We start from the raw sequence: 20475 nt of genomic DNA, 5'->3' as shown, positions 1-20475 counted from the left end.
GTAATTATGATCTTAGTTGTGCTAAATAATCCACTACGGCAGAATGACTAACCGTATGGTGCTCAAAATGAGCGACTACGTTTTGACGTTCTGCTTCGGTAGCATTAAACTGGTTTAAAATATTCATCAGGTGCATTTTCATGTGCCCCTGTTGGATTCCGGTAGTTGTTAAGGAACGCAAAGCGGCAAAATTTTGTGCCAGCCCGGCAACCGCTACCACCTGCATTAGTTCTTCGGCAGTAGGATTTCCTAATAATTCCAGCGCTACCTTTACTAGCGGATGTAATCCGGTTAAACCGCCAACGGTTCCCAAAGCCAGTGGAATTTCCATCCAGAAGGTAAAAATCCCGTTTTCAACTTTGGCATGCGAAAGACTGCTGTATTTTCCGTTTCGGGAAGCATACGCATGAACGCCGGCTTCCACTGCACGGAAATCGTTTCCTGTGGCAATTACAACCGCATCAATACCATTCATGATCCCTTTATTGTGGGTAACTGCACGGTAAGGCTCGATTTCGGCGATCTGTACGGCACGGATAAACTTTTCGGCAAACTCTTCCTGCGAAATGTGTTTGTCTTCTTTCAGATCCGAAACCGGGCAGGACACTTCGGCACGAACAATGCAGTTCGGTACGTAATTGGACAAGATGCTCATCACAACCTGAAGCTGTTTTTCGGTTTCCGAAAATAAAGCATACGTTAGCGCTTCTTCTTTTAAGGTTTTGGCAAACTGTTCCAGGCAGGAGTTGATAAAATTGGCTCCCATGCTGTCTTTGGTGTTAAAAGTAGCATGCAGCTGGAAATAATGTTCCAGTTCGGCTGTTTTGTCGCGCAGGACGATGTCTAAAATTCCGCCGCCCCGTTTTTGCATGTTTTTGGTAATGCTTTCGGTGTCGGAAAAGAATTTTGGTTTGATATACTGAAAGAAAGTTTTCAGTTTTTGGGTGTCACCTTTATAGATAAAATGAACCTGGCCTATTTTTTCGGTGTTCAATACCGTAGTTTTAAAACCACCGCGGTTGGACCAGAATTTTGCTGCTTTTGCAGCGGCAGCCACAACAGAACTCTCCTCGATGGCCATCGGGATCGTTGTGTTTTTCCCGTTAATCAGGAAATTTGGCGCCACGCCCAGCGGAAGATAAAAATTGGAAATGGTATTCTCGATAAATTCATCGTGAAGCTTTTGTAAAGCAGCATCGGAATTCCAATATTGGGTAATGATCTGTTTCGCATGTTCAGGATTGGCAAAATGGGTATTGGCAATCCAGTTTATTTTTTCGTCTTTCGATAACTTCGAAAATCCAGCAATAGCTTTCGTCATTTTTTCTTCTTCTTGAATTCTACTGCAAAGATATGATTTCGATAATGCAATTGAAGATAATTTTTAGAAGGCTTTTTTGAAGGAAATATAATTGTAAAATCTTAAAATATAGCACTCAAAATGGAATTGAAATTTTGCTTTTAACACAATAAGTTATGGCTAATTGATAAATTTTCACTAAAATTGGAAGTTTTTTACCATTTGACAAAATGAAACACTTTAAAAAATCGTTATTTTTGTTGTTACTGACTTCATTATCAGTAGTTGCTCAGCAAAAAATCACCTTAGAAGAGATTTGGGGTGGGGCTTTCAGGACGCAGGGAATGACTGCTTTAGAAGCCATGAAGAATACTAATCAGTATACTGTACTTAATTTTGACCGGAGTACAAAATCATCACAAATAGATTTGTATGATTTTGCGACTTTAAATAAAGTTGCGACATTAATTGATTCTAAAGACTTCAAAGAATTACAGGGAATTGACAGCTATACGTTCAATGCCGACGAAAAGAAAATTTTAATTGCAAACAATTCCGATCAGATTTTTCGTCATTCCTTCGTAGCAGATTATTTTATCTACGACACTGCTGCAAAAACACTAACCAAACTTGCCGATTATAAAGTACAGGAGCCTACTTTCTCTCCGGACGGAACTAAAATCGGATATGCTTACGGAAATAACCTGTATGTATATGACCTGGCAACTAAAAAACACACTCAGATCACAAAAGACGGAAAGAAAAATCATATCATCAACGGTATTACGGATTGGGTATATGAAGAAGAATTTTCTTTTGTACGTGCTTTCGACTGGAATGCCGGAAGTGATAAAATCGGATTTATCCGTTTTGATGAAACAGAGGTTCCGGAATTCTCGATGGATATGTACAACCAGGGATTATACCCAACGCAGGATGTTTTTAAATATCCGAAAGCAGGAGAGAAGAATGCCGTGGTTTCCTTACACATCTACGATGTAAAATCGGGAACAACTAAAAAAGTGAACTTAGATAACTATAACGATTTCTATATTGCCCGTATCAAATGGACCAATGAGGCCAATACGTTAAGTGCTCAGGTACTGAACAGACACCAGAACAATCTGGATCTTTTGTTTGTTGACGGAAATTCGGCAACGGCAAAAGTGGTGTTGAATGAGAAAGACAAAGCCTATGTGGATGTAACGGACAATTTAACGTTCTTAAAAGACAACAGTTTTATCTGGACAAGCGAAAAAGACGGATTCAACCAGATTTATCACTACGCTAAAACCGGAAAACTGATTAACCAGATAACCAAAGGAAACTGGGAAGTAACCAACTACTACGGATTTAATGAAAAAACCGGAACCATTTTCTACCAGTCTACAGAAAACGGGTCGATTAACAGAGACGTTTACAGTGTTAAACTAACCGGAAAAGACAAAAAGCGTTTAACGGAACTAACCGGAACAAACAGCGCTACTTTCAGCCCGAACTTCGAATACTTCATCAACTCTTTTTCGAGTGCTAAAAACGCGCCGAAACACACACTGCACGAAACAAAAACCGGTAAGCTTGTTAAAACGATCGTATCCAACGAAGCTTTGGAAAGCAAACTGGCGAAATATGATTTGCCAACAAAAGAATTTTTTGTTTTAACAACAGAAAAAGGAAACCAGCTGAATGCCTGGATAATCAAACCAAAAGACTTTGACCCGAATAAAAAATATCCGGTATTCATGTACCAGTATTCTGGACCGGGTTCCCAGCAGGTAAACAACGACTGGAACGGAACGGATGATTATTGGTTTATGATGTTAACCCAGCAAGGCTATATCGTGGCTTGTGTGGACGGACGCGGAACCGGTTTTAAAGGAGCAGAATTTAAAAAATGCACCTACAAAGAACTGGGTAAATTTGAAGTAGAAGATCAGATTGATGCTGCAAAAGTAATTGGAAACTATGCTTATGTAGACAAAACCAGAATCGGTATTTTTGGATGGAGCTACGGTGGATTCATGTCGTCCAACTGTATTTTTCAGGGAAGTGATACTTTCAAAATGGCTATTGCCGTTGCACCGGTTACCAGCTGGAGATATTATGACAGTGTTTATACAGAAAGATATATGCAGACGCCTCAGGAGAATGCCTCAGGATATGACAACAATTCACCTATTAACCATGTGAGCAAACTAAAAGGAAACTTCCTTTTGGTTCACGGAACTGCCGATGATAATGTGCATGTGCAAAATACCATGAAAATGGTAGAAGCTTTGGTACAGGCAAACAAACAATTTGACTGGGCAATTTATCCGGATAAAAATCACGGTATCTACGGTGGAAAAACACGTTTGCAGTTGTACACTAAAATGACCAACTTTATCAAAGAAAAGTTATAATATAAAACCAAACCAAAAAACCAAAAACAATACAAATGAGCGAAAAGACAGTAAAACAAGGACATCCAAAAGGACTTTGGGTATTATTCGGAACCGAAATGTGGGAGCGGTTCAACTTCTATGGAATGAGAGCATTGTTAACCTTATTCCTGGTTAACTCGTTAATGATGAAAGAAGAGGAAGCTTCCTTAATTTATGGTGGATTTCTTGGTTTATGCTATCTGACACCAATGTTGGGCGGTTTTATCTCCGACAGATTTTTAGGAAACAGAAACTGTATCATGCTGGGCGGGTCTTTAATGGCTATCGGACAGTTATTGCTTTTTACCAGTGCAACCGTATTCCCGTCTAACTTAGAGTTGGCAAAAACATTGATGTATGCTGCATTAGGTGTTATTATTTTCGGTAACGGATTCTTCAAACCGAATATTTCCAGTATGGTGGGAAGTTTGTATCCAAAAGAAGAAAAAAGCAAATTGGATACGGCTTTTACGATTTTCTACATGGGAATCAACATCGGAGCATTTTTAGGGCAATTTATCTGTCCTATTGTTGGTGACGTTAAGGATGCAGGCGGAATGCGGGATATCCATGCGTTTAAATGGGGATTCCTTGCGGCTGCATTAGCAATGACAATTGGTACCGCAGTATTCTTCTTCCTTAAAAACAAATATGTGGTAACGCCGGAAGGAAAACCGTTAGGAGGATTGCCTTCAGGACATAATTCGGCTGACTTTGAAGAAGGAGAAGCACAAAAAGCAGAATTCTCTTCCCTGTCATTAATCATTGCCGTTATTGCATTTGTAGGATTAGGATTTTTCTTCCATTATGTATTTGGACAAAACGTAATTTACTCGTTAATCTATTCCAGTGGTTTAACATTGGCAGGATTGATTTTATCGGATAAATCATTAACTAAAATTGAAAGAGACAGAATTTTAGTAATCTATATTGTTTCTTTCTTCGTGATCTTCTTCTGGGCTGCTTTCGAACAGGCAGGTTCTTCGTTAACCTTTATTGCCGATAACCAGACCGACAGAAACTTCTTCGGATGGCAGATGCCGCCGTCAATGGTGCAGATCTTCAACGGTTTATTCGTGGTGATGCTTGCAGTACCATTCAGTATTCTATGGGATAAATTAAGAGCAAAAGGAAATGAGCCGATTTCGCCAATGAAACAGGCTTTCGGATTAATGCTGATCGCAGTGAGTTATTTTATCATTGCTTACAATGTAAAAGATTTAGGAAACAGCGGATTGTTAGCCATCAAATGGTTAATCTTATTATACCTGATCCAGACGTGTGGGGAATTGTGTTTATCACCAATCGGACTATCATTGGTAGGGAAATTATCGCCAAAACGTTTTGCATCATTATTATACGGTGTATTCTTCCTGTCAAATGCTTCAGGATATGCTTTAGCAGGTACACTAGGATCTATTTTACCGGCTACCGGAGACAAATTCAAAAAAGCAGAGGAGCTTGGAATCGACCTTCAGGCAGTATTGGATAAAACCGTTACACCAACGGCTGAGCAGTTAAAATTATTAGCAGACAATCAAATCAGCGCACAATACCGTGTTTTTGCCGGATTTGAGATCCATAACCTATTCGAATTCTTTATGGTATTTGTGATATTGTGTGGTGCTGCATCTGTTGTTTTATTCTTATTAACTCCGGTTCTTAAGAAAATGATGCACGGAGTAAAATAATTTTAATGCTTAAATAACAATATATGTGGAATAAACATCCCAAAGCTTTACCGTTTTTATTCTTGTCAGAAATGTGGGAACGTTTCGGCTACTATTTAATGATCGGAATTTTTACATTGTATTTAAAAGATGTAGAAGCCGGCTTTGCAATGACCGAAAAAGAAGCTTCTGATTTATACGGAACTTTTATTGCTTTAGTATTTCTTACTCCATTTATAGGTGGATTAGTAGCAGACCGCTACTTAGGTTACAGAAAATCAATTATCATAGGCGGAATATTAATGGGAATAGGGTACTTCCTGATGGGAGTACACTCCATTACCGTCTTATATATAGCCATGACACTGGTTATTTTAGGGAACGGTTTCTTTAAACCGAATATCTCGACCTTATTAGGGAACTTCTATTCCAAAGAAGAATACAAAGACAAAAAGGACGAAGGCTACAATATTTTCTATATGGGAATTAATGTAGGTGCTTTTATCTGTAACTTCTTTGGTGCTGCTTTGCAGATCCTTTTAGGGTGGCATTGGGCCTTTATGGCTGCCGGAGTGGGAATGTTTATCGGAGTATTGATATTCATGTCCGGAACCAAACACTATGTAGGTTACGATCAGAAAAAAGGAGTACAGGAAGGCGACATGCCGTTCTGGAAAATTATACTGTTCATCCTGGTACCGTCTGCGGTATTTGGCGTAATCGGCTGGTTGTTGAAAGGCGTGGCTTCCGATACGAATCCGGACAGCTATATCTTCGGTTCCGACAGCACCGATGCCTTTATCTTTGCGTGTATTCCGGTTGTATTATTTTATGCCAGTTTGTATTTCAAAGCAAAAACAGAGGACAAAAGACCAATTGCAGCACTTTTAGCGATTTTTGGTGTGGTAATCCTGTTCTGGGCAGTATTCAAATTAAACGGATCGGCACTGACTACCTGGGCAGACCGTTATACCGACAGACAGACAACCGAAACAACCGCAAATGTGTTTAACGGGTTGAAACTGGCGAAGCAGGTTGAATTTAAAAAAGACTCTGTTGAATTATATGACGACCAGTTCCGACTGCAAAAAGAAAACGGCGTAGTCAAAAAAGAAGTAAATTATCCGTTATATTTTAGAAATGTAGCACCGGAAAAACTGCCTCAGGAAGGTTCCACAGTAAGCTTGTGGGCGACCAACTTAAGTCAGTCCATAAATCCGGGATGGGTTATTATTTTAACACCGTTAGTGGTTGCTTTCTTCACCTTTTTAAGAAACCGTAAAAAAGAACCGTCAACACCAACCAAAATTGCTTTCGGATTATTGATCTCCGCCTTATCGGTACTGGTAATGATTGCCGCGGTAAAAATGGGGAACAACGGAACCGAAAAAGTAAGTGTTTGGTGGCTGGTTGCCAATTATGGTATTATTACCATCGGAGAATTATTCTTAAGCCCTATGGGACTATCGGTAGTGTCCAAACTGAGTCCTACCAACATTACCTCGTTAATGATGGGCGGCTGGTTTTTGGCAACATCTATCGGAAATAAACTAAGTGGAGTATTAGCCAGTATGTGGGATACTTATGAAGATAAAACAGATTTCTTCTGGGTAAATTTCAGTCTTTTATTAGTGGCATCGTTAATGATGTTTGTACTGTTGAAATGGTTGAATGCGATTATGAAAGAAAAAGGAATTAATTAAACTATGAATACAAACTCGACTTTAGAGGAAATACAGAATTTTAAAGGCAAGTACCCCAAACAATTGTGGTACTTGTTTTTTAGTGAAATGTGGGAGCGCTTTAGCTTCTACGGAATGAGAGGGATGCTGGTTATCTTTATGGTAAACCAGTTAACAATGAATGAAACGGTAGCCAACCTGCAATATGGTGCTACCCAGGCTTTTGTTTATGCCTTTACCTTTATCGGCGGTTTGTTTGCCGATAAGATCCTGGGGTACCGCAAATCCCTTTTCTGGGGCGGACTGTTAATGATCGTGGGAAGTATTATTCTCGCGGTAGATCCCAAACAATTCTTCTTCTTCGGAATCAGCTTTACCATTGTAGGAACCGGATTCTTCAAACCGAATATCTCCACGATGGTCGGAAAACTGTACCGTGATGACGACAACAGAAGAGATGCCGGATTCTCCCTGTTTTATGCAGGAGTGAATTTAGGAGCGCTGATAGGCGGTTATATCTGTATCGCTGTGGCAAATGGAAGCATGTTAAGCTCTTTTATTCCGGAACACCTGAGATGGAATGTAGCGTTCGGATTTGCATCAATTGTGATGATTATCAGTTTGCTGACGTTTACACAAACTCAGAAAAGTCTGGGTGAAATAGGACTGTCGCCATTGCTGAATCTGGAAACGTCTAAAAGAAAAATGTATGAATATGCGACTTATATCGGTTCCTTACTGATATTGCCGATTATCATGACCATGGTTTCCAAAACAGAATACACCGATATTTTTATGTATATCATCGGACCGTGTTCTTTATTGTACCTGTTCTATGAAATGAAAAATTATTCCATAGCAGAAAATAAAAAACTTTTGGCGGCTTTGGTATTCATTATCTTTTCCATTTTCTTCTGGGCATTTTTTGAACAGAGTGGTGGTTCTTTGAGCCTTTTTGCAGCCAACAATTTAAATAATACCGTTCTGGGCGTGAAACTGGATCCGAACGGGGTAAACAACTCTTCCAACTCCTTTTTCGTAATCACGTTTGCTGCTTTAGTGGGTATGGTGTGGTTATGGATGGCTAAAAAGAAAATTGAACCGAATACCATAGTGAAATTCGGATTAGGATTCCTGTTTTTAGCCGGAGGTTTTTATGTGTTTTACTATACCAAGTTTTTTGCAGATGCTAACGGGATGACTTCTTTAGACCTGTTTACACTGGGATGGTTTGTAATTACTTTTGGAGAGCTGTGTCTGTCGCCGATTGGAATGTCGGCCATGACAAAACTTTCGCCGCAGAAACTACAGGCAGTTCTGATGGGAATGTGGTTCCTGGCGAGTGCCTACGGACAGTATTTTGCCGGATTATTAGGAGCTAATATTGCCAGCGCTTCGGAGCATGCCACCAACCTGGAAAAACTGACGATCTATGCAGACGGTTACAAACAACTGGCATTGTATGCCCTTATTGCGGGAGTTGTATTAATTGCCATTTCGCCTTTGGTGAAAAAATTAATGCAGGAAGTAAAATAATAATATTAAAATAGAATTGCTATAATGTCGACTGAATCTGCCAATCCGGATTTTTTCAAATCAAAAGTTTTAGGACATCCTTCGGGATTATTTGTACTGTTTTTTACAGAAATGTGGGAACGCTTTTCGTTTTATGGAATGCGGGTACTGCTGGTAAACTTTTTAACGATGGCTGTTGCCGGAGTGGCAATGCCGGGTTGGGGATGGAGTAGTGAAAATGCCGGAGCTTTATTCGGAACCTATGCCGGTTTGCTGTATCTGACCCCTATTCTGGGCGGAATGATCGCCGACCGTTTTATCGGGTACCGCTGGGCGGTAGTTGTCGGTGCCGGAATCATGACACTGGGACATGCCGCTATGGCCATAGAAACGGAATTCATGCTGTATTTCGGATTGGCTTTGCTGGTAATCGGAACCGGGTTTTTTAAACCGAACATGACGTCCATTATCTCCGAAATGTATAAAGACCTGCCGGAGAAAAAGGACGGTGCCTATACCATTTTTTATATGGGGGTAAATGCCGGAGCCTTCTTCGGAATGATGCTTTGTGGCTACCTGGCCGAAAAAGTAGGCTGGAGCTGGGGATTCGGACTTGCCGGAATCTTTATGCTGTTAGGAACGTTGCAGTTCTGGATGGCCAAACCGCTTTTCGGAACAATTGGTGAAGTACCAAAAAAAGAAAAACGCGAAGCCGCGGCAGCAGCTGCCGAAAAAAGAAACCCTTTTACGACTTTGGATAAAATTCTGATTCTTTTAACATCCGTTATCGGAGTTTTATTTATTTTTAATGACCCGTTATCAAAAATAGGCAATATCAATATCTTACCGCAGGAATTTATTGTTTCCAAAGAAACATTAGCCGGACCATTAGTGGTTATTCTGATCGGATTGGTCTTGTTCCTGTTCCTGATTGTGGGAAGGATTTTACGATATGACAGAATTGTAAGAGACCGGATGTTTGCGTTTATCGTATTTGCATTTTTCACGGTTTTCTTCTGGATGTCTTTTGAACAGGCAGCGACTTCTTTGGTGTTGTTTGCAAGAGATTTCACAGACAGGGCACTCGATGGAAACTCGCTGGTTATTTTCAATACGGTCAATGCCTTGCTAACGATTATTCCGTTAGGGATTATTACCTGGGTATTGGTACTGTTGTTCAAACAAACCAAATCGGTAATTTTAAAATCGAACATCACGCTTTTTGTTTGTTTCGGCTTAATGTGGGGAATTGTTTTGTGGATGCTGTACCGGGAATTTACAAGTGAAAATTCTGAAGTTACCGTTTCGTGGTTCAGTACGCTGAATTCGTTCTTTATCATTGTTTTTGCATCGTTATATACAAAATGGTGGGATAGCAAATACAACCCAAGTGCTGCCGTAAAATACGGATTGGGATTAATCATCATGGGACTTGGTTTTGCAGTGCTGGCTTACGGCTCTTCGGCTATACCGCAGGGAGCAGTGGCAGGAACGGTTAGAGTGAGCATGATCTGGCTTATCCTGGCCTATTTACTGCATACCCTTGGCGAACTGTGTCTGGCTCCTGTAGGCTTGTCCTATGTGAGTAAACTGGTTCCGGGCCGGATGATTGCTTTTATGTTCGGAATGTGGTACCTGGCGATTGCCATCGGGAATAAGCTTGCCGCAAGTGTTGGAGGAATGATTGACGATATTGTGAGAGATTATGATATGTCTACCTTCTTTTTAATTTTTACATTTGTACCGTTGGTGGCCGGTGGTATCGTGATACTGTTGAACCCGGTATTGAAAAAATTAATGCACGGCGTAAAATAAATTAAGACCTGATATATGAAAAAAATAGGATTAGTATTGGTTTTTGTTCTGGTAAGCTTTTGGGCTAATGCGCAGGAAGCGGCAACATTAGAATGGTATACCGATGTTAAAAAAGCGGTACAGTTATCGGAAAAAGAAAAGAAACCGCTGTTCTTATTTTTTACAGGAAGTGATTGGTGCGGATGGTGCATCCGCTTGCAGAAAGAAGTTTTTTTACAACCGCAGTTTGTAAGCTGGGCAAAAGAAAATGTTATTTTAGTGGAGCTGGATTTTCCAAGAAGAAAAGCACTGGCACCGGAAGTACAGCAAACAAACAACCAGTTAATGAACATGTTTGGTGTTCGCGGTTATCCTACAGTATGGTTTGTAAAAGCCACTGAAAAAGACGGGAAAATTAATTTTGAAAAATTGGGAAGCTCCGGTTATGTTGCCGGCGGTCCCGCTGTTTGGTTAGAAGGAGCAAATCAGATAATAAAGAATATTAAATAAAAAAGAACATGAAAAAAATACTATTAATGTTATTCCTTACCGTTGGAGCAATAACGGCTCAGGCACAGGAAATCAAATGGATGACATTTGACGAGGCTATTAAAGCACAAAAGAAAAATCCGAAACCGATCTTTATGGACGTGTATACCGATTGGTGCGGGCCATGTAAAATGTTAGATAAAAATACCTTTAGCGATAAAGAAGTAGCCGATTTTGTGAGCAAGAATTACTATGCTGTAAAATTTAATGCAGAAGGAAATTCGGAAGTAAACTATAAAGGTAAAAAATATGCCAATCCGGGTTTTGATCCGAACAGAAGAGGCAGAAACGGTGTTCATGAATTTACCATGTTTTTACAGGTTCAGGGCTATCCGTCTATGTTTATCTTAGATAAAAAAGGGGAGTTAAAAGCACCACTTGTTGGTTACAGAACTCCTGAAGAATTGCTAAAAGATTTAAAAGGTTAATTTGTATTAGCAATTTTATAAAATCCCTTTTTACTCGTAGCGTAAAAAGGGATTTTTGTTTTTTCGCAGCTTTTCTCCCATCGTTTTACATCCGATTTATAATTGGTACCGTCTGCAATAACCAGTTCCGGCTGTAAGGCTGCCATAACTCTTTCCAGATTGATTTTCGGAGAACCCGTCAGGATAATCACATCCGGTTTTCTGCCAACAGCATACAATCCGGAATGATCGATAATAAGGATCTTCCGGTTCCCGTAAAAAAGCAGCTGCTGTAACGGAAAGCAACGCACTTCCGGATTAAACAAACCTTTACGATACATTTTAAGATTGTAATTGTCTTCAATTAAACTGTCGTTGCTGAAAGCGCGAACGCCGCCCTTTTGTTTTACAGTAATCAAGGGATGCTTCCGGTTGTTAAAAATAACCAGTTCGTCTTTCTGCCGTATATTCGTCAGGGTCACCATATAAACTAACTGCAAAATCATCACGGTGACCAGCCACCCGGCAAACCGGGGAAAGCTCTTTTTTCGCAGCCAGAGCAAAAAGAGAATAAGGCTCAGGTACAGGCTGATCATCAGCAAAAAAGTAAATGGAATATCTTTGATAACAAAATCTTTAAAAGAGGCAACCCAGGCAATATAATCATTCATCACTTCAATTAAAAAAGAAAGCAGGCGCCCGAAAAATACCGCAACAGCAGCAGAAACAAAATTCAGGGCCAGGACGAATATTCCCAGGATCAGGATAACCGTAGAAAGCGGTATCACAACCATATTGGCCAGCAGGAAGGGTGACGGAACCTGGTTAAAGTAATACAAACACAGCGGCATCACACCAATTTGCGCGGCCAGCGAAATAAGGGCAGTGTCCGTAAAATAATGGAGGATCCGGTTTTTGCCAAACTTTATTTTCCGGTAAAATGGCTGCAGCCAGACAATAGCAAAAACGGCAATATAGCTCAGCTGAAAACCAACATCGAAAAGAAAATCCGGTTTAAACAGCAGCAACAGCAATACGGATACTGCCAGCGAATTGTAAATATTGGTTGTCCTGTTCAGGAATAGCCCGAAACTAATGATGCTGAACATCGTCACGGACCGGACAACAGATGCCGAAAGTCCGGATAGTATGGCAAAGATCCAAAGAAAAGCAAGCACGGATACTAATTGCAGGATATTGCCCTTTTTGTGCTTTTTAAGCGGTTTAATTATAAAAAGCAGCATTCCGTATAAAACGGCAATATGAAGTCCGGAAATAGCAAGGATATGCACCACGCCGGCATCGGTATAACTGCTCGATGTTTCTTTTTCCATATCCTGTCGCTGTCCGAGAAGTAGAGCGTCAATAACATGCTGCACTTCCGGCCGGAAATGATGTATGGAAAAACCGGAAAGCAGTTTGTCGCGGTAGCGGGCAGTATAAAAATCAAAATTTCTTTTTTGGCCGGTCTTTACAAAATTACCGCTATCCAGGTGCAGCTGGTGGAACACACTTTGCTTTTCCATATACGCGGCATAATCAAAATGGTAAGGATTAAAGGCTCTGGGAATGAGGGTTACAGGACCGTTAAGCAACAACACATCACCAATGGCCAGCTGTTCTATGGCAGTTGTTTTCGGGATGTTTAGCAGTAACGTTCCGAAAACCGGATGCCGGTTTATTTCGGTAATGGTAAAATAGTACTTTTCGGCAAAAGCGTTGGGTTTTAAACGTTCGGAAAGTGTTCCCCGGATTTCATTACGGTCTTCTTTCAGATAACGGGTATAATGCCGCGGGTGATTCGGTTCATAATGAACATGATGCACGAAGCTTCCGGCAGCAAAAGAAAACAGGCAGAGCGTTAAGCCGAAATAATTTTTCTGTAAAAAATCTTTTTGTGAAAAATAATAGCTCAGGCAGAAGACAAAGCCGGTAACACTGCAAAACAGCAGCAGGTTGTTTGTGTCGGGCTTCCGGTAAAAATCATAGAGTATGCCCGATACAAAAAAGAATACAATCGCTATTATGGGATATCGCAATACCTTCATAAATTCTAAGGTATTGAAAAATAGCGGTATATGAAAATTATTTTAGTTCACCATTCGGTTGGCCTGTACAAAAGAACGCTCATAATAAGGCTCTTTTGTGGAAGAAATAATGACACCGCTGGAGGTAGAAGAGTGGATAAATTTAATTTCATCTTCCACAACTTCCACAACAAGTCCTACATGGTTGATAATGCGCTTACCGTTGGTTCTGAAAAATACCAGGTCACCGCGTTTAATGTCTTTGAATTCCAGTCGTTCTCCCACTTTTGCCATATCGTTGGAACTGCGGGGCAGCGATAAGTCAAAAGAACTGAATACGGCAGTTACCAGTCCGGAACAATCCATTCCTTCACGGGTCGTTCCGCCACCGCGATAGCGAACACCCAGGTAGTCCATAGCGGTATTGGTTAACTGTTCTGCAATATAGCTGTCGCTTCCATCGCTTACAATAATATCGTTTTCCGGTTCGTCTTTTTCAACCAGTTTACGTTTTTTACGATCGGTTTTCCGGGATTCTTCTTCCGCTTTTTTGTCAGCTTTAGAAGATTTTGAAGAGGAAGCTACAGTTTTTGATCTTTCTTTCTGAGTATAGGAATAGAGTCCTTTTTTTTCGGCTTCTTTTTTAGAAGTAATAATTGTTGGTGCTGTAGACTTACAGGAAACCACTAAAAATAATAAAAAGAATACTTGTATAACCTTTCTCATGATCAATCGCTTTTGAACAAAAATAGGGAAATATTTTCGCCGGCTTATGTTAAATTATTTATAATTAACTGTGCTGTTTTCTCGCTCGCGCCTTCGCCACCAAGCTTTTCTTCCAGTAAATCATATTCTTTCAAGAGCTTAGCGCGGTGATTCGGTTCTAATAATTTAGAGAGTTCCTGTTTGATTTTTTTAGGATTGCAATCGCCCTGAATCAATTCGGTAACCACTTCTTTATCCATGATCAGGTTTACAAGCGAAATGTATTTTAAGGTAATGATACGCTTGGCAATCTGGTAGGAAATCCAGTTTCCTTTATATAAAACAACTTCGGGAACCTTAAATAAGGCAGTTTCCAGTGTTGCCGTACCGGAAGTAACCAGGGCGGCATGTGCCACGCTTAACAGATCGTAGGTTTTGTTGGAAATAAAGTGTACCCTTTTGTTGGTCAGGAATTGCTGGTAAAAAGAAAAATCCTGGCTTGGTGCCCCGGCGATCACAAACTGGTATTCCGGAAAAGCATCCACTACAGAAAGCATTTCCGAAAGCATTTTGGAAATTTCCTGCTTTCTGCTTCCGGGCAGCAGGGCAATAATCGGTTTTTCATCCAGATCGTTTTCCTGTCGGAATCGTGCCGTATCGGTTTTTTCGCGATAGTGGATAGCGTCAATCAGCGGGTGGCCTACAAAAGCTACCGGGAAATGGTGTTTCTTTTCGTAAAAATCTTTTTCAAAAGGCAGGATGACATACATTTTATCCACATCCCGTTTGATGGCATTGATGCGGTTTTCTTTCCACGCCCAGATTTGCGGGGAAATATAATAATGGGTTTTCATACCCAGCTCTTTTGCCCATTTTGCAATGCGCATGTTAAAACCGGGATAGTCAATGAATATCAGCACGTCCGGCTGAAAAGCCAGTATGTCGGCTTTGCATATTTTAATATTGTTAAGGATCGTTTTAAGATTCATAACCACTTCCGCGAATCCCATAAAAGCAAGGTCGCGATAATGTTTAACTAAAGTGCCTCCGGTTTTTTGCATCAGATCGCCACCCCAAAAACGTATTTCGGCATTCGGGTCGTGTTGGTAAAGGCGCTTCATTAAGTTCGAACCATGAAGGTCGCCTGATGCTTCTCCGGCTATAATGTAATATTTCATCGCTTGTTGATTTCTGTGTACTGTTATAGGATAACGGTTAATATTGCTAAAACGATAGTGGCTAGGATAACGCCACGTGCCATTTCTTCCTTGCGGAATTTTAATAATAAAAAGAACGAGATCAGGTTGAAAACAGCGCCAAGGGTAATGACCTTTCCGGATAAGTTTTGCTGACGGATAAATTTCAGACCCTGAATGGTGTGAATGTCCGTAAACAATAACAGGAACAGGCAGGAGCCAAGGCCTGCGGCAAGTATTCCGATTATAAATCCTATTATTAAATCTTTTGTACGCATCATCGTTTTAATCTTAATTGTTCAGATTCCAGGTGTTCAACTGCTGGATGGCATGGTGTGCGGTAAGGTCGAACTGAACCGGCACAACGGAAATATAACCATTGGCCAAAGCCCACTCGTCTGTATCTTCTCCTTTATCCTGGTTGACAAACTCACCGGTAAGCCAGTAATACTCTTTTCCCTGCGGATTTGTTCTTTTGTCAAAACGCTCTTCCCACATGGCTTTTGCCTGACGGCATATTTTGATTCCCTTGATTTCCTGAGCAGGAAGTTTCGGTAAATTCACATTCAGAATAACGCTGTCCGGCAGGCCTTTTTCCAGAACCTCCAGGGTGATTTTTTTGACAAATTCCTTTGCCGGCTCAAAATCGGCATTCCAGCTAAAATCCAGTAAAGAGAAACCAATGGCGGGAATCCCTTCAATACCGGCTTCTACAGCGGCACTCATGGTTCCGGAATAAATAATATTGATAGAAGAATTAGAACCGTGGTTGATGCCCGATACACATAAATCCGGTTTGCGCTTCAGGATTTCATGAACGGCAATTTTAACACAGTCTACCGGAGTTCCGGAGCAGCTGTATTCGGTATCCAGGTCGGCATCAATGGTAACTTTCTCTACATGCAGCGTATTGTTGATGGTGATAGCATGTCCCATAGCCGATTGCGGACTGTCCGGAGCGACTACCACAACTTCCCCGATTTCTTTCATTACACTAATCAGTGCTCTGATTCCCGGTGCCACAATACTGTCGTCATTCGTAACCAATATTAAAGGTTTCTTACTCATTTTGGGGGTATTTTTTTAGTTTCGCTAAAGTAAGCAATTTCTAAATTTGTCCTGGTACAATTTTTGATTTTTAAAGTTTTGGAATATCTGTGATAATTCCGTAATGAAAAGAAACCTTTAACAAAAAATTATCCGTATATTAAGAGAGTAACATCCTTTTTTATGTAATTTAGTTGAAAAATAGTAATGAATACTTTTTGGCAATTTATGAAGAGAAATTATAAGATTGTATTGGTGATAACCGCTTTGTCAGCAATACTTTGGAGTTTTATGCCTAACAAAAAAGCAGATCCTGAAAAAGACAAGCTTTTGCTGGAACTGTTGACATTTGTTTTAGAAAAAGGGCATTATGATCCTGTGGCGATGGATGACGCATTTTCAAAAAGTGTTTATAAAGAATATATTTCTGCCTTAGATCCTTCGAAACGATTCTTTATTCAGTCGGATCTGGATGAGTTTTCCAAATATGAAACGCAGATCGATGACATGATCAAAAATAAAGATCTGACCTTTTTTGATCTGACTTACCAACGTTTGATGGAACGTATGGCGGAATCAAAAAAAATCTATAAAGATGTACTGGACAAACCATTTGATTTCAATACAAATGAGGAGATCAGCGTGGATTATGACAAACAGCCGTTTTCTAAAAACAAATCGGAACTGAGAACCCGTTGGGAAAAACAGTTAAAACTGAATGTCTTGTCTTCGGTTACCGACAAGCTGAAATTACAGGAAAAAGAGAAAGAAGGTACAGCAGATAAAAAAGGAGCGGAAGGAACTAAAAAAGCTGCTGATTCCAAACCAAAAACAGTTGAAGAATTAGAGAAAAGTTCCCGTGAAACGACTTTAAAATCGTTAGACGAATATTTTGGATTCATTCAGGAATTAGACCGTGAAGACTGGTTCTCTGTCTATCTGAATGCTATTGTAGAGCGTTTTGACCCGCATACTTTCTACTTTGCTCCGGATGATAAAGAGAAATTCGATATCAGCATCAGCGGAAGCCTGGAAGGAATCGGAGCCCGTTTACAAAAGAAAAACGATTTCACCGAAATTACAGAACTGATCCCTGGCGGACCAGCCTGGAGAGGAAAACAACTGGAGCAGGGTGACCTGATCATGAAAGTAGCGCAGGGAAATGACGAACCGGTTGATGTGGTTGGAATGCGTCTGGACGATGTGGTGAAAAAAATTAAAGGTAAAAAAGGAACGGAAGTTCGTTTAACCGTTAAAAAAGTGGATGGAACCATTAAAGTAATTCCGATTGTCCGTGAAGTGGTTGAAATTGAAGAAACATACGCAAAATCGTCTTTAGTTAAAAAAGGGGATGCAACTTACGGCGTAATTTATTTACCGAAATTCTATATTGATTTTGAAAATAAAGATAAAAGAGATGCCTTTAAAGATGTGGCACAGGAAATCGAACGATTGAAAAAACAGAATGTTCAGGGAATCGTAATGGACTTGCGTGATAACGGCGGAGGTTCTTTGCAAACCGTTGTGGACATGGTAGGGTTGTTTATCGATCAGGGACCGGTGGTACAGATCAAATCGGCTAACGGTAAAAAAGAAGTACTGTACAACAAACAGTCAAAAGTACACTGGGATGGTCCGCTTGTGGTAATGGTGAATAACTTCTCGGCTTCGGCATCGGAGATTTTTGCAGCAGCTATCCAGGATTATAAAAGAGGTGTGATCATCGGAAGTAAACATACTTATGGTAAAGGAACCGTTCAGAATGTAATCGACCTGAATCAGTTTATCCGAAGCAATCCTTATGGTGATTTAGGTGCCTTAAAAACGACTACTCAGAAATTCTACAGAGTAAACGGTGGTTCTACACAGCGTGAAGGGGTGTTGAGTGATATCGTGATGCCGGATCGTTATTCTTATATCGATATGGGCGAACGTGATATTGACAATGCAATGCCTTGGGACAAAATTGATCCGGCAAATTACCAACCGGTAAAAGGACTTGATTTTTCAGGAACTATTGCCAAAAGTAAAGAGCGTATGGCAGATAACGAGCAGTTTAAACTGATCGATGAAAATGCGAAATGGATCAGCTCCCGTAAGGATATGAATGTGTACAGTCTGAATTTCAAAAAATTCAAAGCAGAAGAATCGGCAGTGGAAGCGACCGCTAAAAAATTCAAAGCTTTGGCAGATTATAAAAACAGTCTGACCTTTACATCATTGCCATACGAAATGGAATTGTTCAAAAACGACACCTTGTTAGCTCAGAAAAGACAGCGTTGGCACGAGAGTTTAAATAACGATGTGTATGTTGATGAAGCCTTGAATATCTTGACGGATATGAAAAGCATGAATGCCAATGTAAAAGGAACGATAACGTTAAAAGACAAAAAAAATAAAATTGTTGATAAAGTAAATTAATGAGTTTATCGAATCAATCTCTTACAGCTTTAGCGCTCCGGAAGTTTAGAAAAAACTTCTGGGGCGTTTTCAGTTTTGTGTTTATTGCAATATTAATCTTTGTAGCCGTGTTCGGCTATTTTATTGCTCCGGATAATTCCAAATATGCCAACTGGGGTGATTTGGCAATACGTTCCAAAGAACCCGGTTTTAAAGTGACCGTACTCCATATCCCGCTGGAAACACAGCCGGAAAGCCATTGGTATGATTACTTTACAGGACATCCGGATTATTTTACCAAAAAACCGGTTAACGCCTATAAAATAGCAAACGATTCCCTGTATTTTGACGAATACTCGGAAGACAAGAATATCGTTATCACCGATAAAATCCCGCTTTCCGCCTTCGGGAAAGAAAAGGATCCGGAAATGCTGAAGACAAAATACATAGTGGAGAAAACCTTTCTTTTGGGAACGGACAACCAGGGGCGGGACTTGCTGAGCCGCCTGATCATTGGTTCGAGAGTTTCAATTGCGATTGGTTTTGTCGCGGTACTGATTTCTCTGATTGTAGGGATTTTCTTTGGTGCCATTGCCGGTTATTATGGCGGTAAGGTCGATGCGTTTGTCATGTGGCTTATTAACGTGATCTGGTCTATTCCTACCTTGCTGCTGGTTATTGCGATAACACTGGCTTTAGGAAAAGGTTTCTGGCAGGTATTTGTAGCGGTCGGATTAACGATGTGGGTAGAAGTGGCCCGTGTGGTCAGAGGACAGGTTATGAGTATCCGGGAAATGCAGTATGTAACGGCAGCCCGGGCATTGGGCTATAAAAACAGCCGTATCATTTTCAACCATATTTTACCCAACAGTATGGCGCCGGTAATTGTAATTTCGGCAGCTAATTTTGCTTCGGCCATATTGGTGGAAAGCGGACTGAGCTTTTTAGGACTGGGCGCACAGGTTCCGGTTCCGAGCTGGGGTTCCATGATTAAGGATAACTATAATTATATCATATTAGGAAAGCCGTATCTGGCGATTATCCCGGGAGTAGCGATGCTGCTGCTGGTATTGGCCTTTATGATGATAGGAAATGCGCTCCGGGATGCCCTGGATGTAAAAGCATCATAAATAGCAATAATAAAAAAGCCATCGTGAAGATGGCTTTTTTATTAGGAATTAGAATTCAGGTTTTTTAATGCTAATTGCGCTTCCTGTAATTCTATTTTTCGTTCTTTATTTTTATTGGCAAGCTTTAAAAGCTTCTTTTTCCATTTGATGTCGTCTTCATCAGTAAGCTTGTTACGGTCTTTCAGATTTCGGTATTTTTCATTTTGTTTGTCCAAATCTTTCTGACTGCTCTGAACTCTGTCGGTTGCTTTATGCACATTCTTTTGTGCTTTTTCAAGATTGGCATGTGCCTTTTCGGCTTTCTTTAATTCTTTAGCCAATCTTTTTTGTTCCTTTTCGGCTATTTTTCGCTGTTTTTCGGCTTCCTTAAGTGCCAGCGCTTTTTCATTGTCGAGCTTTTCTTTTTCAATACGCTCTTTTTCTTCTTTGATTCTTTTTAATTCGTCCTGTGTTTCTTTAATATGTGTTTCAGCATTGGTTGTTGTTTCTTTAGCGATTTCCTGTCCAAAACTAAATTGTGTTGCCATAATCAACACAGCCAACATTAATTTCATTCTCATAAATTATACTTTTTTGAATTGTAAAATGCGTTATAACTATTTGCTATCTTTACAAATGTAACAAAAATTA

16 protein-coding genes are annotated in these 20475 nt (G+C 40.3%); 9 read left to right on the top strand and 7 right to left on the bottom strand.

Annotated features, from left to right (window positions below; all coding sequences use genetic code 11):
- Nucleotides 1–4: 4 nt before the first annotated feature.
- On the bottom strand, nucleotides 5–1321 hold the full coding sequence (locus BGO42_RS01170) for a hydroxymethylglutaryl-CoA reductase, degradative (RefSeq protein WP_273245007.1): 1317 nt from the start codon (nucleotides 1319–1321) through the stop codon (nucleotides 5–7).
- A gap of 209 nt (nucleotides 1322–1530) precedes the next feature.
- Here BGO42_RS01170 and BGO42_RS01165 point away from each other — a divergent pair, with 209 nt between their 5' ends.
- The 7 genes from BGO42_RS01165 to BGO42_RS01135 are packed head-to-tail and all read left to right on the top strand — an operon-like array spanning nucleotide 1531 to nucleotide 11361.
- Complete coding sequence (locus BGO42_RS01165; RefSeq protein WP_273245009.1) at nucleotides 1531–3702, top strand: S9 family peptidase; 2172 nt, start codon at nucleotides 1531–1533, stop codon at nucleotides 3700–3702.
- Nucleotides 3703–3737: 35 nt separating this feature from the next.
- Nucleotides 3738–5414 carry a peptide MFS transporter gene (locus BGO42_RS01160; RefSeq protein ID WP_273245011.1) on the top strand — a complete coding sequence of 559 codons (1677 nt, stop codon included), beginning with the start codon at nucleotides 3738–3740 and terminating at the stop codon, nucleotides 5412–5414.
- Nucleotides 5415–5437: 23 nt separating this feature from the next.
- On the top strand, nucleotides 5438–7096 hold the full coding sequence (locus BGO42_RS01155) for a peptide MFS transporter (RefSeq protein ID WP_273245013.1): 1659 nt from the start codon (nucleotides 5438–5440) through the stop codon (nucleotides 7094–7096).
- Nucleotides 7097–7099: 3 nt separating this feature from the next.
- Nucleotides 7100–8611, top strand: coding sequence for a peptide MFS transporter (locus tag BGO42_RS01150; RefSeq protein ID WP_177730088.1), 1512 nt, complete (start codon nucleotides 7100–7102; stop codon nucleotides 8609–8611).
- A 24-nt stretch (nucleotides 8612–8635) separates the two neighbouring features.
- Nucleotides 8636–10405 carry a peptide MFS transporter gene (locus BGO42_RS01145; protein ID WP_273245014.1) on the top strand — a complete coding sequence of 590 codons (1770 nt, stop codon included), beginning with the start codon at nucleotides 8636–8638 and terminating at the stop codon, nucleotides 10403–10405.
- 15 nt (nucleotides 10406–10420) lie between these two features.
- Nucleotides 10421–10894: a thioredoxin family protein gene (locus BGO42_RS01140; protein ID WP_273245016.1), complete on the top strand. Its 474-nt coding sequence runs from the start codon at nucleotides 10421–10423 to the stop codon at nucleotides 10892–10894.
- Between the two features lie 8 nt (nucleotides 10895–10902).
- A complete protein-coding gene (locus tag BGO42_RS01135; protein WP_177730085.1) occupies nucleotides 10903–11361 on the top strand; it encodes a thioredoxin family protein in 459 nt (152 codons plus the stop codon).
- Here the strand turns inward: BGO42_RS01135 and BGO42_RS01130 are convergent.
- The 5 genes from BGO42_RS01130 to surE are packed head-to-tail and all read right to left on the bottom strand — an operon-like array spanning nucleotide 11358 to nucleotide 16336.
- Nucleotides 11358–13388: a ComEC/Rec2 family competence protein gene (locus tag BGO42_RS01130; protein WP_273245018.1), complete on the bottom strand. Its 2031-nt coding sequence runs from the start codon at nucleotides 13386–13388 to the stop codon at nucleotides 11358–11360. The genes BGO42_RS01135 and BGO42_RS01130 overlap by 4 nt on opposite strands.
- Nucleotides 13389–13430: 42 nt before the next feature.
- Nucleotides 13431–14093, bottom strand: coding sequence for a C40 family peptidase (locus BGO42_RS01125; protein ID WP_273245020.1), 663 nt, complete (start codon nucleotides 14091–14093; stop codon nucleotides 13431–13433).
- A 44-nt stretch (nucleotides 14094–14137) separates the two neighbouring features.
- A complete protein-coding gene (lpxB, locus tag BGO42_RS01120; protein WP_273245022.1) occupies nucleotides 14138–15250 on the bottom strand; it encodes a lipid-A-disaccharide synthase in 1113 nt (370 codons plus the stop codon).
- Between the two features lie 23 nt (nucleotides 15251–15273).
- Nucleotides 15274–15549, bottom strand: a complete 276-nt coding sequence (locus BGO42_RS01115; RefSeq protein ID WP_246297018.1) for a hypothetical protein — start codon at nucleotides 15547–15549, stop codon at nucleotides 15274–15276.
- Nucleotides 15550–15559: 10 nt separating this feature from the next.
- Nucleotides 15560–16336: a 5'/3'-nucleotidase SurE gene (gene surE, locus BGO42_RS01110; protein WP_177730081.1), complete on the bottom strand. Its 777-nt coding sequence runs from the start codon at nucleotides 16334–16336 to the stop codon at nucleotides 15560–15562.
- Between the two features lie 186 nt (nucleotides 16337–16522).
- Between surE and BGO42_RS01105 the strand changes: the two genes are divergently transcribed.
- Together BGO42_RS01105 and BGO42_RS01100 are read left to right on the top strand one after the other, a co-directional pair.
- Complete coding sequence (locus BGO42_RS01105; RefSeq protein WP_177730080.1) at nucleotides 16523–18736, top strand: carboxy terminal-processing peptidase; 2214 nt, start codon at nucleotides 16523–16525, stop codon at nucleotides 18734–18736.
- A complete protein-coding gene (locus tag BGO42_RS01100; protein ID WP_273245025.1) occupies nucleotides 18736–19845 on the top strand; it encodes an ABC transporter permease in 1110 nt (369 codons plus the stop codon). Before BGO42_RS01105 ends, BGO42_RS01100 begins: the two co-directional genes overlap by 1 nt.
- A gap of 41 nt (nucleotides 19846–19886) precedes the next feature.
- Here BGO42_RS01100 and BGO42_RS01095 read toward each other — a convergent pair whose 3' ends face one another.
- The gene (locus BGO42_RS01095) at nucleotides 19887–20405 is read right to left on the bottom strand and encodes a hypothetical protein (protein WP_273245027.1); all 519 of its coding nucleotides are present in this window, start codon (nucleotides 20403–20405) and stop codon (nucleotides 19887–19889) included.
- Nucleotides 20406–20475: the final 70 nt, after the last annotated feature.

This window comes from Flavobacterium sp. 40-81, from assembly GCF_001898245.1.
GTDB lineage: Bacteria > Bacteroidota > Bacteroidia > Flavobacteriales > Flavobacteriaceae > Flavobacterium > Flavobacterium inviolabile.
This window is presented reverse-complemented; position numbering and strand designations above follow the sequence as displayed.

Excerpts from the sequence above, each read along its gene's own strand:
- BGO42_RS01170 (WP_273245007.1), bottom strand. The coding sequence starts at position 1,321 with ATGACGAAAGCTATTGCTGGATTTTCGAAGTTATCGAAAGACGAAAAA.
- BGO42_RS01165 (WP_273245009.1), top strand. The coding sequence starts at position 1,531 with ATGAAACACTTTAAAAAATCGTTATTTTTGTTGTTACTGACTTCATTA.
- BGO42_RS01160 (WP_273245011.1), top strand. The coding sequence starts at position 3,738 with ATGAGCGAAAAGACAGTAAAACAAGGACATCCAAAAGGACTTTGGGTA.
- BGO42_RS01155 (WP_273245013.1), top strand. The coding sequence starts at position 5,438 with ATGTGGAATAAACATCCCAAAGCTTTACCGTTTTTATTCTTGTCAGAA.
- BGO42_RS01150 (WP_177730088.1), top strand. The coding sequence starts at position 7,100 with ATGAATACAAACTCGACTTTAGAGGAAATACAGAATTTTAAAGGCAAG.
- BGO42_RS01145 (WP_273245014.1), top strand. The coding sequence starts at position 8,636 with ATGTCGACTGAATCTGCCAATCCGGATTTTTTCAAATCAAAAGTTTTA.
- BGO42_RS01140 (WP_273245016.1), top strand. The coding sequence starts at position 10,421 with ATGAAAAAAATAGGATTAGTATTGGTTTTTGTTCTGGTAAGCTTTTGG.
- BGO42_RS01135 (WP_177730085.1), top strand. The coding sequence starts at position 10,903 with ATGAAAAAAATACTATTAATGTTATTCCTTACCGTTGGAGCAATAACG.
- BGO42_RS01130 (WP_273245018.1), bottom strand. The coding sequence starts at position 13,388 with ATGAAGGTATTGCGATATCCCATAATAGCGATTGTATTCTTTTTTGTA.
- BGO42_RS01125 (WP_273245020.1), bottom strand. The coding sequence starts at position 14,093 with ATGAGAAAGGTTATACAAGTATTCTTTTTATTATTTTTAGTGGTTTCC.
- lpxB (WP_273245022.1), bottom strand. The coding sequence starts at position 15,250 with ATGAAATATTACATTATAGCCGGAGAAGCATCAGGCGACCTTCATGGT.
- BGO42_RS01115 (WP_246297018.1), bottom strand. The coding sequence starts at position 15,549 with ATGATGCGTACAAAAGATTTAATAATAGGATTTATAATCGGAATACTT.
- surE (WP_177730081.1), bottom strand. The coding sequence starts at position 16,336 with ATGAGTAAGAAACCTTTAATATTGGTTACGAATGACGACAGTATTGTG.
- BGO42_RS01105 (WP_177730080.1), top strand. The coding sequence starts at position 16,523 with ATGAATACTTTTTGGCAATTTATGAAGAGAAATTATAAGATTGTATTG.
- BGO42_RS01100 (WP_273245025.1), top strand. The coding sequence starts at position 18,736 with ATGAGTTTATCGAATCAATCTCTTACAGCTTTAGCGCTCCGGAAGTTT.
- BGO42_RS01095 (WP_273245027.1), bottom strand. The coding sequence starts at position 20,405 with ATGAGAATGAAATTAATGTTGGCTGTGTTGATTATGGCAACACAATTT.